This is a genomic window from Arthrobacter sp. Dra40 (assembly GCF_059091905.1).
This window is the reverse complement of sequence record NZ_JBNHHB010000003.1, coordinates 135,371-149,846: the sequence shown is the minus strand read 5'-3', so window position 1 is coordinate 149,846 and position 14,476 is coordinate 135,371. Positions and strand designations below refer to the sequence as shown.

The following is a 14,476-nucleotide window of genomic DNA, read 5'->3' as shown; positions in this document are numbered from 1 at the left end:
CCTAGCGGAAGGTGTGCCGCCACGCTCCGGGCCCATGCGAGACGAACGGCCGCAGCAGCGGCCGGCGGGGGCGCCTGGACCGCCGCGACGGTGTGCCGGCCTGCCCGGAGGACTGGAGGGCGGCAACGACGGCGGTCAGGGCGGCGAGTTCCTCGGGCGTCGGGTTGCCCTTGGCCACCGTCAGCAGGGGCGGCTGCCGCACGGCAGCGTCGCCATGCTGGAACCCATCGGATGTTTCCGCCGCGTCCGCGGCCTCTGACCAGTTGCTCATAGCGGAATGTTCCCGTGCTTCTTGTGCGGCATGGTCGCCCGTTTGTCGCGCAGCGCCCGCAATCCGCGGACCACTTGGAGACGGGTTTCCGACGGCGCAATCACCGCGTCGAGATAACCGAGTTCGGCAGCTTGGTAGGGGTTGAGCAACTCTTCCTCGTACTGCGCAATGATCTCCTGCCGGCGGGCCTCGACGTCGCCGCCATCCGCGGCCACGGCCGCAAGGTCACGGCGGTAGAGGATATTGACGGCGCCTTGGGCACCCATCACGCCGATCTGCGCCGTGGGCCAGGCCAGGTTCAGGTCGGCACCGAGCTTCTTGGAGCCCATCACGATGTACGCCCCGCCGTAGGCCTTGCGGGTGATGACCGTCAGCTTCGGCACGGTGGCCTCGGCGTAGGCGTAGAGCAGCTTGGCCCCACGGCGGATGATGCCGTTGAACTCCTGGTCCTTGCCGGGTAGGAAGCCGGGCACATCCACCAAGGTCAGGATCGGCACATTGAATGCGTCGCAGTGACGGACGAACCGGGCGGCCTTTTCCGAGGCGTTGATGTCCAACGTGCCGGCAAACTGCATGGGCTGGTTGGCCACGATGCCGACGGTGTGTCCTTCGACGCGGCCGTAGCCGATGATCACGTTCGGCGCGTAGAGGGACTGCATCTCCAGGAAGTTGCCGTCGTCGACGACGTGCTCGATCACGGTCCGCATATCGTAGGGCTGGTTGGCCGAATCCGGGATCAGCTCATCCAGGGTCAGGTCGTCATCGGTGATCTCGAGTTCTTCATCGAAATCAAGCGGAGGAGCCTCGGCCAGATTGTTCGAGGGAAGGAATTCAAGGAGCTCACGGACAAATTCGATGGCATCCGACTCATCGGCGGCCAGATAGGCGGAGGTGCCGGTGGTGGCATTGTGCTGGCGCGCTCCGCCCAGCGTCTCCATGTCCACTTCTTCGCCGGTAACGGTCTTAATCACGTCAGGTCCGGTGATGAACATGTGGCTGGTCTTGTCCACCATGACCACAAAGTCCGTCAGGGCGGGAGAGTAGGCGGCGCCGCCCGCGCACGGACCCATGATCAGCGAGATCTGGGGCACAACGCCGGACGCGGCCACGTTGTTGCGGAAGATATCCGCGAACATCGCCAGGGATGCCACGCCTTCCTGGATGCGGGCGCCGCCGCCGTCGTTGATGCCGATCACGGGGCAACCGTTGCGCAGGGCGAATTCCTGCACCTTTACGATCTTCTCGCCGTTGACCTGGGAGAGCGAACCGCCATAGACGGAGAAATCTTGGCTGTACAACCCCACCATTCGTCCGTCCACGGTGCCGTAACCGGAGACGACGCCGTCACCGAGCGGCTTCTTTTTCTCCATTCCGAAGGCCGTGGACCGGTGCGTTGCCAAGGCGTCGAACTCGACGAAGGATCCTTCGTCCACCAGCATCTCGATCCGTTCCCGGGCGGTGTTCTTGCCGCGGGCATGTTGCTTCTCGATCGCCTCGGCGCCGGAGGGCTGCAGGGACTCTGCCTGGCGGCGGCGGAAGTCCGCAATCTTGCCTGCAGTGGTCTGCAGGTCAAGGTCTTGGTCGAGGCTCATGAAATCTCCGGATTCTGCCGAGGGTGTCGGACGCTGGCGGCCTGCAGGCTGTTAAGTAGGTTTCGTACAAAACAGCAGGGCGCAGGCGCGTCGCTGAACCAAGTCTAGTGAGCAGTAGCGGGACGCCTGCTGTAGGAACCCTACAATTTCGCCGCCGCTGCTTTTGGCCACCACCCCGCGTATAACGGTGGCCACCGGCCGCGTTCAAAGGTCGCCAGTGGGAGTCCACAGGGATCGCGGCCCGTCCCACCGCCCCTCAGCAGCCTGCGATCAGTAGGATGGAACACATGAGCCAGAGTTTTTCCGACGTTGACCGCCCGGCCCTGGACTTGGACGGTCTCAGCGACGCTCTCTGTGCCCCCTTGGGTCCGTACCGGAAGCTGGAACTGGTGGAATCCACCGGCTCCACCAATACCGATCTGGCCGCTTGGGCGGTGGCGGACAAGGTGGGCTGGTCGGACCTGAGCATCCTGGCAGCCGAGGAGCAAACGGCAGGCCGCGGCAGGCTGGAACGCCAATGGACCGCCCCGGCCCGCTCGTCGGTGATCGTGAGCATCCTGCTGCGGCCCTTCAACCGCGCCGGCAGCCCCGTGCCCACCCAGAGCTACGCCTGGTTCTCGCTGCTGGCGGCCGCCTCACTGGCGGAGGCGCTGGGAGAGTATGCCCAGCTCAAGGCAGAGGTCAAATGGCCTAACGACGTACTGGTCTCCGGGCGAAAGATCGCCGGAATCCTGGCCCAAGTCGTCAATTACCCCGACGGGTCACCCCCCGCCGTCGTTCTCGGCACTGGCCTGAACGTGACGCTCTCCCGGCATGAGCTTCCCGTTCCCACGGCCACCAGCGTGGCGATCGAAAAGGGCCGGACTACGGACCGGAACATTCTGCTGATGTCCTATGTGCGGGTCTTCGCGAAGCGCTACCGGCAATTCTGCAATGTCAACGGCGATCCGGCGGCTGAATGGAACGACGGATCCAGCCTCCTCTCGCGGATGCGCGATGTGATGGTCACCTTGGGACAGCAGGTGCGGGCCGAGCTTCCGAACGGAAAACAGATCATCGGCGAGGCTTTCGGCCTGGACGCCTACGGTGCCGTCAAGATCCGTGATGCTGAAGGCACCGAACATGTCGTGGCGGCCGGCGACGTCGTACACCTCCGGCCGCACGAAGGCCCGTAAGTTGACCTGGACCCCCTACCGGATCCGGGAGCCGCGTTGCGGTTGAAACTGGATCCGGGGGAACGCGTGATTGTCATGACGCGGCCGCAGGCCCGGAAGCTGACCTGGCCGGTGGTCGCCGCGCTGCTGGTGCTGGGTGCAGGCTCGTACCTGCTGGGAAACCTGAGTCGCTCCAACCCGCCGGACTGGATCGTCGAGTGGCACCCGCTGCTGCTCGCCGGACTGGCCGTGGTGGTAGCGGCGCTGCTGTCACGCTTGTTCCTCTTGCCGCTGCTGCGCTGGATCAGTACCCGGTATCTGCTCACCAGCAAGAGGCTCATCGTGCGTCGGGGAATGGGCCGGCGGCATGAGAGTCAGCTGCTGCTGGTGAACATTGCCGAGCTGCACACCGAGCAGTCGATCATTCAGCGGACGCTGCGGAGCGGCAACCTCACGGTCGACTTGGGGCACGGGCGGACCAGCCGGATTGTTGACGTACCCGAGGTCTTCCGGTTCAGGACCCTGGTGGTGGAGGCCATTGAGCGGCTGCCCCGCACCGCCATGTTCGATGGTGTAGACATGGAAACAGAAACCGAGTGGAACAGCTGGGACAGCTGATAGAGGAGGATGCACAGGATGGACATCAGCAGCGCGCAGGATGAACCGCGCCGGCCACCGGTGCCGCGTGATCCCGAGCTGCCCCAACTGCTGCGCCGCGAAGTACCGCTGCCGGCCGCGGACGAGCCGGTCGAAGAGCTGGAAGAGACCCGGCCGGAGGACCCGGAACCCATCTTGGAAGCCGATCCGGTCCCGGAAGACGTACGTACCACCGGGGGACACCCGGCTGGCGAACCCGAGCCGCTGACGTTGTCCATGCCGCGCGTGCCGATGCCCGCCCAGACCGCTCCCGCCGGCGGCTCCAACGGCAAGGTGGACCGGCAGGCGATCAAGGACCTTGAAGTCCGGCTGCTCGGCTCGGAACGGACCATGAAACGCCGCGAAGTGGCGGCCGGCGCCGGAGTGTCGCTGCTGTCGGCCCGAAAGATCTGGCGCGCCCTCGGCTTCGCCAACCTCGGGGATGAGGATCTCGCGTTCACCCAGGCCGACTTGGAAGCCCTGACCACCATCATCGATTTGGTCCGCGAGGAGCGCCTGACCGAAGAGGCGGCCATTTCCATTACCCGGTCCGTCGGACAGATGACCGACCGCATGGTGGTCTGGCAGGTCGAGGCCCTGGTGGAAGAGATGGTGCACCAGCGGGGCCTCACTGACGCCCAGGCGCGCCAGCGGCTGGTTCACGAGCTGCCGAACCTGATCGACTCCTTGGAGAAGGTCTTGGTCTACTCCTACCGCCGCCAGCTTAATGCCGGGGTGGCCCGCCTGACAGTGCGCGCCGAGGCCGGCCTGGGCGCCGGCACCGGCGCGGACGACGAAGACTCGCTGCCCTTGTTGCGAGCCGTGGGCTTCGCGGACCTAGTGTCCTACACCAGCCTGTCCCGCCAGATGAACGAGAAGACGCTCGCCCAACTGGTCCAGCGCTTTGAAAACCGTTGTGCCGAGATCATTTCGGTAGGCGGCGGCCGGCTGGTGAAGACCATCGGCGATGAAGTCCTCTACATCGCTTCCTCCCCGCAGGCCGGCGCTGAAATCTCGCTGGCGTTGGCGAAGGCGATTGGCGACGATGATCTGCTGCCCTCCGCGCGGGTGGCCATGGTGTGGGGCAGGGTCCTTTCCCGGCTCGGTGATATCTATGGCCCCACGGTCAACCTGGCCGCGCGATTGACCACACTCGCCGAACCCGGAACCGTGCTGGTCGACGCCACCACTGCGTCGACACTCGCCGGCGACGAGCGGTTTGTGCTCATCCCGCAGAAAGTCCGCACCGTCCGCGGATTCGGCGAGGTCAACCCCGTCACCGTGGCACACGGCACCGGCAAGGGCCTGGTCGTCGACTAGCGCCGGCCCGCCGATTGCTTGCGCCGCCGGACGCGCTGGCGGTCCAGTTGTGCCCTGCGCCGGCGGACCAACACCTTCTTGGCTTTAGCGACCGCTGGCTCGGTTCGGTCTGCGGGCTCGTGGAACGGCGTGCCGGGTAGGGGTGGTGCGGTGGAGGTGTAGGTGTGGCCGGTGGGGGTGGTCGTTTCCGCGGTGTGGCGTGGCCCGTCGATGGGTTTCGTCAACCAGCCGTCGGCTTCCTTGGCGTGGTTGCAGCGCTCGCACAGGCCCTGCCCGTTGGCCAGGTTGGTGGGCCCGCCCTCGGACCAGGCGACGATGTGGTCGATGTGCCGGATCGGGGCGTCGCACCAGGGAGCGGCGCAGATCGCGTCCCGGGCCATGACCATCCGCCGGATCCCGTCGGGGAACTTCCGGGCCTTCGAGTCCATGCCCAGCAGTTGCCCGTCCCCGGGAGCGGTATACAGCCGTCGGATCCAGACGTCCTCGACGCCGCCGATTTTCAGGTTCCGCAGCCTGTCCTGTTGGGCTTGCTCGCGGGCGGTCTTCCAGCCCGGCTCGGTTCCGGCCGGCGGCGCCTTCTGCCCGGTTCCCGGCGGGCTCGTGCCAGGCTGGTTCGTTCCCGGCGGGATGCCGCCACCGCCGGGCTGGGGTGTTGCCGGTGGGACCTTGGGCAGGCGGAACAGGTCCCGGGCGTACTGGGCCGGGACGATGCCGTAACCGGTGAGCCAGGCCGGTTCGTTCTCGCCCTGCAGCATCGTCCGGTCGGTCATCACCATCTGGATTTCCAGGCTGGCAGGGTCGGTGGTGCTGCGACCGGTGACGCGTTCAAACACGGTATCGGCCATCACCTGGCCCCGGGTCCTGGGGTCCCCGGCGTTGGCCAGCCGGTCCGCCTCCTGCCGCAGCGCGGCCATCATCGCGACCCCCCGCACCACCGGCAGCAACGTCCTCACGGACACCATGGTGTCTGGTTCGGGCCTCGAGGAGACATGCCGGTCCGCTTCGGCCTTCGCGGCCCGTTTCACCACCGCGTGCGGGTCCAGCCGGTAGGCGGCGCGTTTGGCTTCGGCCTCCAGCCGCCGGTTCCCGAGCCCGTGCAGCCGGTCCGGGTTCCCGGCCAGTTCCTCATCCACTGCCGCCCGGTGCTCCGGGGCGAGGCAGTCGGTTTCACTGACCAGGATCGCCGCCCGCCGCTCGTTCAGGTACCCCGCCTCGAGTGCCTTGAGCGTGTGCGGCATCTGATTGACCAGGACCTTGGCCCGGCCCAGCAGCAAAGCGCCCTGGTTCGGGGACTCCCGGCGCGCCAACCCGACCTGCTTGGCGATACCCTCGCCCTGCCGGGCGGCCGGGACGCCCTTGGCGGCCCGCTCGGCCCGCATCCGCTGATCCAGGGCGACCATGAGTTTGGCCTGCTCCGCGGCGATCGCGTCCTTGGCGTCCTCCCGTGCGGTGATCTGGTCCACCAACTCGGCCGCCGGCGCCGCAAGATCGACCGGCGGCAACGACACCGCCGGGCCGTTGGCCGCGGGCATCCCACCTCCAACAGGCGGAGCCCCGTTGGGAGGTTCAGCTGGTGCCGGATCAAACATGAGTGCGTCTCAATCTTCAGCGCGCCAAATAGGCACGGCATCGACTACGAACGGTCGCGGAACAAAGCCCGCAGACGCCATCAGGAGACCCAACCTGATGGCCAATGATTGGTGCTGAACTGCTACTGAAAACAGCGTATAAGCCGGGTCGGACAGTTTCGGAAAGTCTTTTACGGTTGTGGCCAACTATCGCTCTGCGCAGCCTGTGGAGGACAGGATGCCGGGGTGGCCCGGGTGGACAGTGGGCCGGGCAGGCACGGGAAGACCCGGGCGGCGGGAGGCCGGGGAGGCTCGGGTGGACGGGGGCCGGGAGGCTCGGGTGTCCGGGAGGCCGACACGGGCGGGAACAGGTGAAGCGATGTCCGGGGAAGTCTCGGTGGCCACCACCCACAGTCGCTGCGGAAGATCAGGGGAACATCAGGGGAACAACAAGGGAAGATCAGGCGGCGCTCAAACGGCGGGCACCGCCGGCGTGCATGGATCTAGGTTCTGGCAGGGGAGTCCTCCCCATGCAGCGGGTTTACGCCCGCTGGTTATACGTGCAATAGTCGGTAAGGGCCCTTGGCATGCCAAGGGCCGTCTTTCGGTGCCCGCGGCGTGGGGTCGTTGCCTGCGGCCGGGCACAGCGAACGGCGTGGGCTAATAAAGGAAGAATGACATTGCGGGGGAAAATGTTGGGGCGGACGCGGCGGCGGAAGACGCTTGCATCGACGACAACTTTCTCCGTGGCCACGGCCCTGGTGGTCGGCGGCGCCATCTACTACCAAGGTTTCCCCACAGCTGATGTGGATTTGAACGACGGCGGTGTGTGGGTCACCAACAATGGCCAGGGCATGGTGGGTCACCTGAACTACCAGTCACAGGTGCTCGACGGCGGCTTCCGGGCCAACAGCGACGGCTTCGATGTCATGCAGAGCGCCGGTACGGTGTTCATGGAAAATCAGGACCAGGCCATGCTGAGCCCGGTGGACGTGGCGCAGATGGAACGCGGCTCGGAGCAGCAGCTGCCGGGCACCGCGCAGGTGGCATTCGGCGATCAGCTGCTGTCCATCACCGATACGGTCAAGGGCCAGGTCTGGATCAGCCCGGCCAACGAGCTTGGCTCATTCAATGAGGAGACGGCGGAGCCACTGCTGACCGATGCAAAGGGCAGCGTGGCCACGGTATCGAAGCAGGACACCGTCTTCGTTGCCGATCCGGACGCCGGCGAGGTAGTCCGCTTCCAGGTCAACGAAGACGGCATAGCCGAACGCACAGGCGCCGATCGGGTGGACTCGCTGGCCGATGCCGGGGACCTGCAGATAGCCGCCGTGGGCGAAAAATCTGTGGTGTTCGACGCCGAGGCCGGCCTGCTGGTGCTGCCGGGCGGCCGCGAGGTCACGTTGCCGGACACCCGCGGCGGGGCGTTGCAACAAAGCGGCGACGAGAGCCCGTTTGTGGCGGTGGCAACCGAATCCGCGCTGATCAAGCAGCCGTTGAACGGTTCGGACGCCGAAATCCTGCCGATGGAAGGCACCGGAACGCCGGCGGCCCCGGTCCAGCTGGCGGGTTGCCTGCACGCGGCGTGGGCGGGGATCAACCACTATCTGCGCGACTGTGGCAACGACGCCGATGATCTCGCCCAGCCGATCCAGGGGATCGGCGCCAACGCGTCGCTCGTGTTCCGGGTGAACCGGGACGTGGTGGTGCTCAATGACGTGAACGCCGGCAACGTCTGGCTGGTGCTCGAAAACATGCAGTTGGTGGACAACTGGAGCGATCTGATCCCGCCGGAGCAGGAGAACGAAGAGGACGAAGAGGACTCGGCGGACGAAAACCCGGTCAACACGCTGCCCGACCGGACCGAAGAGAACCAGCCGCCGGTGGCGCAGGATGACACGTTCGGCGTCCGGGCGGGCCGCACCACCACGCTGACCATTCTGGACAATGATTCCGATCCCGACGGCGATGTGCTCACCGCCCGCCTCAGCGGCGACGGTCCCGGCATCGGCGAGGTACAGGGAATCTACGACAGCACCGGCCTGCAGATCCTGGTCAACGGGGACGCGTCTCCCGGCCGGCACACCTTTAGCTATGAAGTCGACGACGGCCGCGGCGGCACCGATACCGCCCTGGTGGCCATCGATGTTCGCGCCGAGGGCAGCAACCTGCCGCCGGAACCGAAGCGGAAGACCACCATCCTGGTGGAACAGGGCCGCGAAATCAGCCAGAACATCCTCAGCGACTGGATCGACCCGGATGGCGACGACTTGTTTCTGGAGGAAGCGGACAACACCACAGACGGCGACCTGGTCCGCACCCGGCCCGACGGGCTGCTGACCTTCCAGGACGTGGGCAAGACCTTCGGCAAGAAGGACGTGACGGTCCGGGTGTCGGATGGTTCCGAAACCACCGAAGAGGTGGTGGTTTTCGACGTCCGGCCGCCCGGCGCGCTGCCGCCGCTGGCCAACGCCGATCATTTTTCCGCGACCGTGGGCCAGGAAATCCAGATTGCCCCACTGAAGAACGACCAGGACCCGAACGGCGGCGAACTGAGGCTGGCCAAGACCGGCTCCGCCGCCAACGCGGCGATTGTGCCGGACTATGACGCCGGCACGGTCAAGTTCACGGCGGATCAGGCGGGCGCGCACTACTTCACCTATCTGGTCACCAACGGCCCGTCCAGCACCACCGGCCTGATCCGGATCGATGCGACCGAGGACAACGGCAACGGCGCTCCGGTGGCTGTGCGGGATGTGGCCCTGCTGCCGCAGAACGGCCAGGTGCTGGTGGATGTGCTGGCCAACGACGCCGACCCGGCCGGCGGCGTCTTGGTAGTTACCTCGGTGCAAGCGAACGGCGCGCCGGTCGCCGTCGAAGTGCTGGACCACAACATCCTGCGCATTTCGGATGTGAAGGGCCTGCATCAGCAGACCACCATCGGCTACACCGTCTCCAACGGCACCGCCTCGGCCACGGGCGAGGTCAGCGTGATCGCCGTGGACGAACAAGACAAGCTGCTACCGCCGCAGGCCGAAGCCGATACCGCCACCGTGCGTGCAGGCGATGTGGTGACCGTGGACGTGCTGGCGAACGACACCCATCCCAACGGCAAAACGCTGAAATTGGCGGACGAACTTCCGGAGACCCCGGATCCTGCCGACGGCCGCATCTTTACGGCCGAGAACACCGTGCGCTTCATTGCAGGGCAACAGGCGAAAACCGTGTTCGCGGTCTACGAGGTGACCGACGGTGCCGGCCAGAAGGACTCCGCCCAGCTGCGAATTAACATCATCCCGCGCGACGATGCATCGAATTCCCAGCCTGCTCCCAAGAGCCTGGAAGCCCGGGCCATCGCCGGGTCCACCGTGAGGATCCAGATCCCGCTCAACGGCATTGATCCCGACGGCGACTCCGTGTACCTGATGGGTGTCGACAATGCGCCCGAACAGGGCGCGGCCGTGGCCGGACCGAACTACATCGAATACACGGCGTCGGCACAGGGCGCCGGGACTGACGGATTCACTTACCGGGTCAAGGACCGGCTGGGTGCGGTCAATACCGCCACCGTCCGGGTGGGCATTGCCCCGGCCCAGGACAGCAACCAGAATCCGGTGGCGCTCGACGACGGGATCGAGATCCGGCCGGGCCGGACGGTGGCGGTCGACGTGCTCAAGAACGATTCGGATCCGGACGGCGACGCGCTCCAGCTGGACGCCGACAAAATAGTCGGCACGCCCGAGTCGATTTCGGCCAAGGCCGAAGACGGCCGCGTCTATCTGACAACTCCGGCCGAGGAAGGCACGGTCAACGCGCGGTACACCGTGGGCGACGACCGCGGCGGCTCGGCCGTGGGAACGGTGACCGTCCAAGTGGACGAGGACGCCCCGCTGCAGGCGCCGCTGGCCCGCGATGATCGGGTGGAATCGGCCGACATCAAGGGGCGCACCGGCGTCGACGTCCCCGTGCTGGAGAACGACGAGGATCCCGACGGAGTGGCCAAGGAGCTCGAAGTCATCGTTGACGGCGACTACCCGACGGCGCGCACGGTTGCCGACGGCCAGGTCAACGTGGAACTGACCGAGGACGTGCAGCTGATCCCATATACGGTTCGGGACGTGGACGGGCTGCAGGCCACCGCCGTCATCTGGGTGCCGCCGCTGGGCGAGCAATACCCGGTGCTGCGGGACAGCACCCCGAAGGACGTGACCGCGGGTGAGGAACTGCAGCTGGACCTGACCGAACTGGTGGAGGTCCGGCCGGGTCGCACGGCGCGGATCACCGAGGCGGCGAACATCCGCGCGATCGGCACCAGCGACGACGAGTGGATGGCCGACGAGAGCACGCTCAGCTACAAGGCGGACATCGACTATGCCGGCCGCGGCTCCATCACGTTCGAGGTGACCGATGGTTCGGGACCCGATGACCCGGAGGGGCTGAAGTCCACGCTCACCATCATGACCAAGGTGATTCCGGACGCGGACCGGAATTTCCCGCCGGAACTGACCACCGGCACGCTGGAGGTCGCCAAGGCCGAAGACGCCGTGAGCTACGACCTGCGCCCGCTGGCCAGCGACCCGAACCCGGAGGACACGGAGAAGCTGGAGTTTGCCGTCGAAGGCGGGACGCCGGAAGGATTCGACGTCAGCCTTGAGGGCAGCGTGCTGCGCGTGGCGGCGGAAGCCGAGATCGAAACGGGCGCCACCGGCGTCGTCAATTTCTCCGTCACCGACGGCCGCTCGGACAAGGTGAGCAGCCGCGTGACGGTTCAAGCGACCGCGTCCACACGGCCGCTGCCGGTGGCCAACGACGACGAGGTGCCGGACGCGGTGCAGGGCGAAGCGTTGCCGGTGGACGTGCTGGCCAACGACGTCAATCCGTTCCCGGAAACGCCGCTTGCAATTGTCCGCGCGGTACCCAGCAACGGGGGCACAGCCGAAATCGACGGCGAGCGGATCATTGTGACGCCCGGTGCAGATTTCTCCGGAACCATGAATGTTGAATACGCGGTGGAGGACAAGACCCGCGAGGGCAGCCGACAGGCAACGGCGAACATCTCGCTGGTAGTCAAGGGTCGGCCGGAAACGCCCAGCACGCCGCTGGTGGATTCGGTCCGCAACCAAAGCGTGGTGCTGTCCTGGACAGCGCCGAGCGACAATGGTGACCAGATCACCGGATACACCGTGAATGCCGTCGGTGGGGGATTCAGCCAGCAGTGCGCGACCACCACGTGCACGCTGACCGGCTTGAAGAACGACGTCGAATACACCTTCACGGTGACGGCGGAGAACAGCGTGGGCACGTCCGATCCGTCCGCGGAGTCCGCGGTGGCGCGGCCGGACGTGCGGCCCGCAACGCCGGCGGCACCGCAGCTGAAGTTCGGCGACAAGTCCCTGAACGTCTCCTGGACCGCGCCGGACAACGAGGGCTCTGCGATCGAGAGCTACACGTTGGAGATCTCGCCGGCGCCGCCGAACGGCCAGCTGCAGAAGACCGGCCTGGCCGGGACTAGCTACACGTGGGAGGGGCTGGAAAACGGCCAGGCCTACGAGGTCCGCGTGCAGGCGCACAACCGGGCTCCGGAGCCCAGCGAGTTCAGCGCCTACTCGGCGTCGGAAGTGCCCGCCGGGCCACCGGCCGCCCCCACCGCGCCGGCTACCGAGCGCGTCAAGTCTGTGGGCGACCAGAGCCAGTTGAAGGTGAGCTGGGCGGCACCGTCCAACAACGGCGGCGAGATCCTTGACTACACTGTGCGCGAATACCAAGGCGGGAAGCTGACCCGGACCTTCCCTGCGGTGAACGCGACCTCGCAGACGGTGACGGCGCCTAACTCGGAGACCGCCTACACCTACTCCGTCACGGCGCGGAACAAGGCCGGCTCAGGCGAGGCCAGCACCCAGTCCAATGCTCGGCGGGCGGTCGGCGCGCCGGATGCGCCGACGGGTGTTGCCCTGAAGGAAGCACAGACCGGCGGCGCTGGCCGATCGGTGACGGTGTCCTTCAACGAGCTGACCGCCGCGCAGCGCAACGGCGCCCAAGCCGGCGAAGTCAGCTACCGGGCTATCTTCAGCGACGGGCAGACCATGGCCATCTCGAATGGCCAGCAGGTGGGCGGCTTCACCAACGGCAAGGCCGTCAACGTCCGCATCACCTCCGTGGCCAACAGCGACGGCGCGAGCTACTCGAGTGCGCCGAGCGCGGCATCCGGCAATGCGACGCCGCACGGCGCTCCAGGCACGCCGAGCGTCTCCGGGCAGAATGGAGCCGCCGAACAGCAAAGCGTCGCATTCAGCTGGAGCCAGCCAGCGGTGGGCAGCCATGACGTGGCCCAGATTCAGATCCGTGTCAACGGAGGTTCCTGGGAGAAGGTGGCGAATTCGGGCAGCAAGACGGTCAACACGGGTGCATACAACAAGCAAGTCACGTTCGATGCACGGTCGCTGAACTCGCAGGGCAAAGCGGGGGCTGTTGCCTCCACCAGTGCTAGGTCCGGCGATGCTCCGCCGCCTCCGCCGCCGCCGAAGACTGAGTGGACAGTCACCGTTGGCGGTGGCGGCACAGACCTAGGCAACGGCAACCGGACCTGCATGGAGAATGCCAACGGCAGCAGCGACAACTTCAACAACGGCAAATGCGCCGGCGACCACTGGGCGATCTGGGGCAGCGACATCGTCGTCAAGTGCTACGTCCAGTGGAGCAGCGGAAAGTGGTACAAGCAGATCGGCGGTGGCCAACCGCAGAACCACAACATGGTCGTCAAGGGTCTGCATGTTCGTGAGGCGGGGACCAACGGGCATCTGGCCAATTCAGCTCCGGCGGGGATGGATAGGTGCTAGCCGCTCCGACGGCCTTGGCTGTAGCCCATGTCCGCCCCTCCGTAAAGTAACTGAAGGCTTTTGACACCGATGCACGACCGAAGAGAGACCGAGAACAGCATGACGATGACTTCCGAGCAGGCCGAGTGGTTCGCCGAGACGTTTGAGAAGCTGGCCGCCAATGTGGGCCAGGCGGTGCTGGGCAAGAACCAGGTGGTGCGGTTGGTGCTCACCGCCATGCTGGCCGAGGGGCATGTGCTGCTGGAGGATGCTCCGGGCACGGGCAAGACGATGCTGGCCCGGTCGCTGTCCGCCACGGTGCAGGGTTCGAACTCGCGCATTCAGTTCACGCCGGACCTGCTGCCGTCGGACGTCACGGGCATCACGATCTATGACCAGAAGACGCAGAAGTTCGAGTTCCATAAGGGCCCGATCTTCGCCACGGTGGTGCTGGCGGACGAGATCAACCGTGCCTCGCCGAAGACCCAGTCGGCGCTGCTGGAAGTGATGGAAGAGGGCCGGGTGACGGTGGACGGCGTGACCTACGACGCCGGAAGGCCCTTCATGGTCATCGCGACGCAGAACCCGATCGAGCAGGCCGGCACGTACCGGCTGCCGGAAGCCCAGCTGGACCGCTTCCTGATCAAAACGTCAATCGGTTATCCAGACCGGGCATCGATGGTGGAACTGCTGGGCGGCGCGAGTACCCGTGACCGGTCCGCGGCCCTGACGCCGATCATCACGCCGCAAGCAGTGCGGGACATGGCGGATCTGGCGGCCACCAACCATGTGGACACCTCGGTGCTGGAGTACGTCTCGCACCTCTGCGAGGAAACCCGCAATGCTTCCGAGTCGCGCCTGGGTGTGAGCGTCCGCGGTGCCCTGGCCATGGTCCGTGCGGCCAAGGTCTGGGCCGCGTCCCAGGGCAGGAACTTCGTGCTGCCGGACGACGTCAAGGAACTGGCGCCGGTGGTCTGGAACCACCGGTTCGTGATGGACCCTGAGGCGGAGTTCGCCGGCGCCACGCCGGAGGCCGTGATGTCCCGGGTGCTGGCCGACGTGCCGGCCCCGCAACAGCGGGTGACGGTCTAAGGCCGTGCAGGAGAATCGATTCCCGCCG

The 14,476-nt window shown here is 66.4% G+C and carries 8 protein-coding genes; 5 read left to right on the top strand and 3 right to left on the bottom strand.

The window, feature by feature from the left end:
- Position 1: 1 nt before the first annotated feature.
- Positions 2-271: an acyl-CoA carboxylase epsilon subunit gene (locus tag AC5RWT_RS03070; RefSeq protein WP_494079086.1), complete on the bottom strand. Its 270-nt coding sequence runs from the start codon at positions 269-271 to the stop codon at positions 2-4.
- Positions 268-1,863: an acyl-CoA carboxylase subunit beta gene (locus AC5RWT_RS03065; protein WP_494079085.1), complete on the bottom strand. Its 1,596-nt coding sequence runs from the start codon at positions 1,861-1,863 to the stop codon at positions 268-270. The genes AC5RWT_RS03070 and AC5RWT_RS03065 overlap by 4 nt, the downstream gene beginning before the upstream one ends.
- 287 nt (positions 1,864-2,150) lie before the next feature.
- Between AC5RWT_RS03065 and AC5RWT_RS03060 the strand changes: the two genes are divergently transcribed.
- The 3 genes from AC5RWT_RS03060 (at position 2,151) to AC5RWT_RS03050 (ending at position 4,973) form a co-directional block, all read left to right on the top strand.
- Entirely contained in the window at positions 2,151-3,038 is an 888-nt protein-coding gene (locus tag AC5RWT_RS03060) for a biotin--[acetyl-CoA-carboxylase] ligase (protein ID WP_494079084.1), read from the top strand.
- Positions 3,039-3,080: 42 nt separating this feature from the next.
- Entirely contained in the window at positions 3,081-3,635 is a 555-nt protein-coding gene (locus tag AC5RWT_RS03055) for a PH domain-containing protein (RefSeq protein WP_494079083.1), read from the top strand.
- A 270-nt stretch (positions 3,636-3,905) separates the two neighbouring features.
- Positions 3,906-4,973: an adenylate/guanylate cyclase domain-containing protein gene (locus AC5RWT_RS03050; protein WP_494079115.1), complete on the top strand. Its 1,068-nt coding sequence runs from the start codon at positions 3,906-3,908 to the stop codon at positions 4,971-4,973.
- Here AC5RWT_RS03050 and AC5RWT_RS03045 read toward each other — a convergent pair.
- Positions 4,970-6,505: an HNH endonuclease gene (locus tag AC5RWT_RS03045; protein WP_494079082.1), complete on the bottom strand. Its 1,536-nt coding sequence runs from the start codon at positions 6,503-6,505 to the stop codon at positions 4,970-4,972. The genes AC5RWT_RS03050 and AC5RWT_RS03045 overlap by 4 nt on opposite strands.
- A 782-nt stretch (positions 6,506-7,287) precedes the next feature.
- Here AC5RWT_RS03045 and AC5RWT_RS03040 point away from each other — a divergent pair.
- Positions 7,288-13,377, top strand: a complete 6,090-nt coding sequence (locus tag AC5RWT_RS03040) for an Ig-like domain-containing protein (RefSeq protein ID WP_494079081.1) — start codon at positions 7,288-7,290, stop codon at positions 13,375-13,377.
- Positions 13,378-13,476: 99 nt separating this feature from the next.
- Entirely contained in the window at positions 13,477-14,448 is a 972-nt protein-coding gene (locus tag AC5RWT_RS03035) for an AAA family ATPase (RefSeq protein WP_494079080.1), read from the top strand.
- The last annotated feature ends 28 nt before the right edge of the window (positions 14,449-14,476 follow it).

Coding starts and splice junctions, on each gene's coding strand:
- AC5RWT_RS03065 (WP_494079085.1), bottom strand. CDS start 1,863: ATGAGCCTCGACCAAGACCTTGACCTGCAGACCACTGCAGGCAAGATT.
- AC5RWT_RS03045 (WP_494079082.1), bottom strand. CDS start 6,505: ATGCCCGCGGCCAACGGCCCGGCGGTGTCGTTGCCGCCGGTCGATCTT.
- AC5RWT_RS03070 (WP_494079086.1), bottom strand. CDS start 271: ATGAGCAACTGGTCAGAGGCCGCGGACGCGGCGGAAACATCCGATGGG.
- AC5RWT_RS03060 (WP_494079084.1), top strand. CDS start 2,151: ATGAGCCAGAGTTTTTCCGACGTTGACCGCCCGGCCCTGGACTTGGAC.
- AC5RWT_RS03035 (WP_494079080.1), top strand. CDS start 13,477: ATGACGATGACTTCCGAGCAGGCCGAGTGGTTCGCCGAGACGTTTGAG.
- AC5RWT_RS03050 (WP_494079115.1), top strand. CDS start 3,906: ATGCCCGCCCAGACCGCTCCCGCCGGCGGCTCCAACGGCAAGGTGGAC.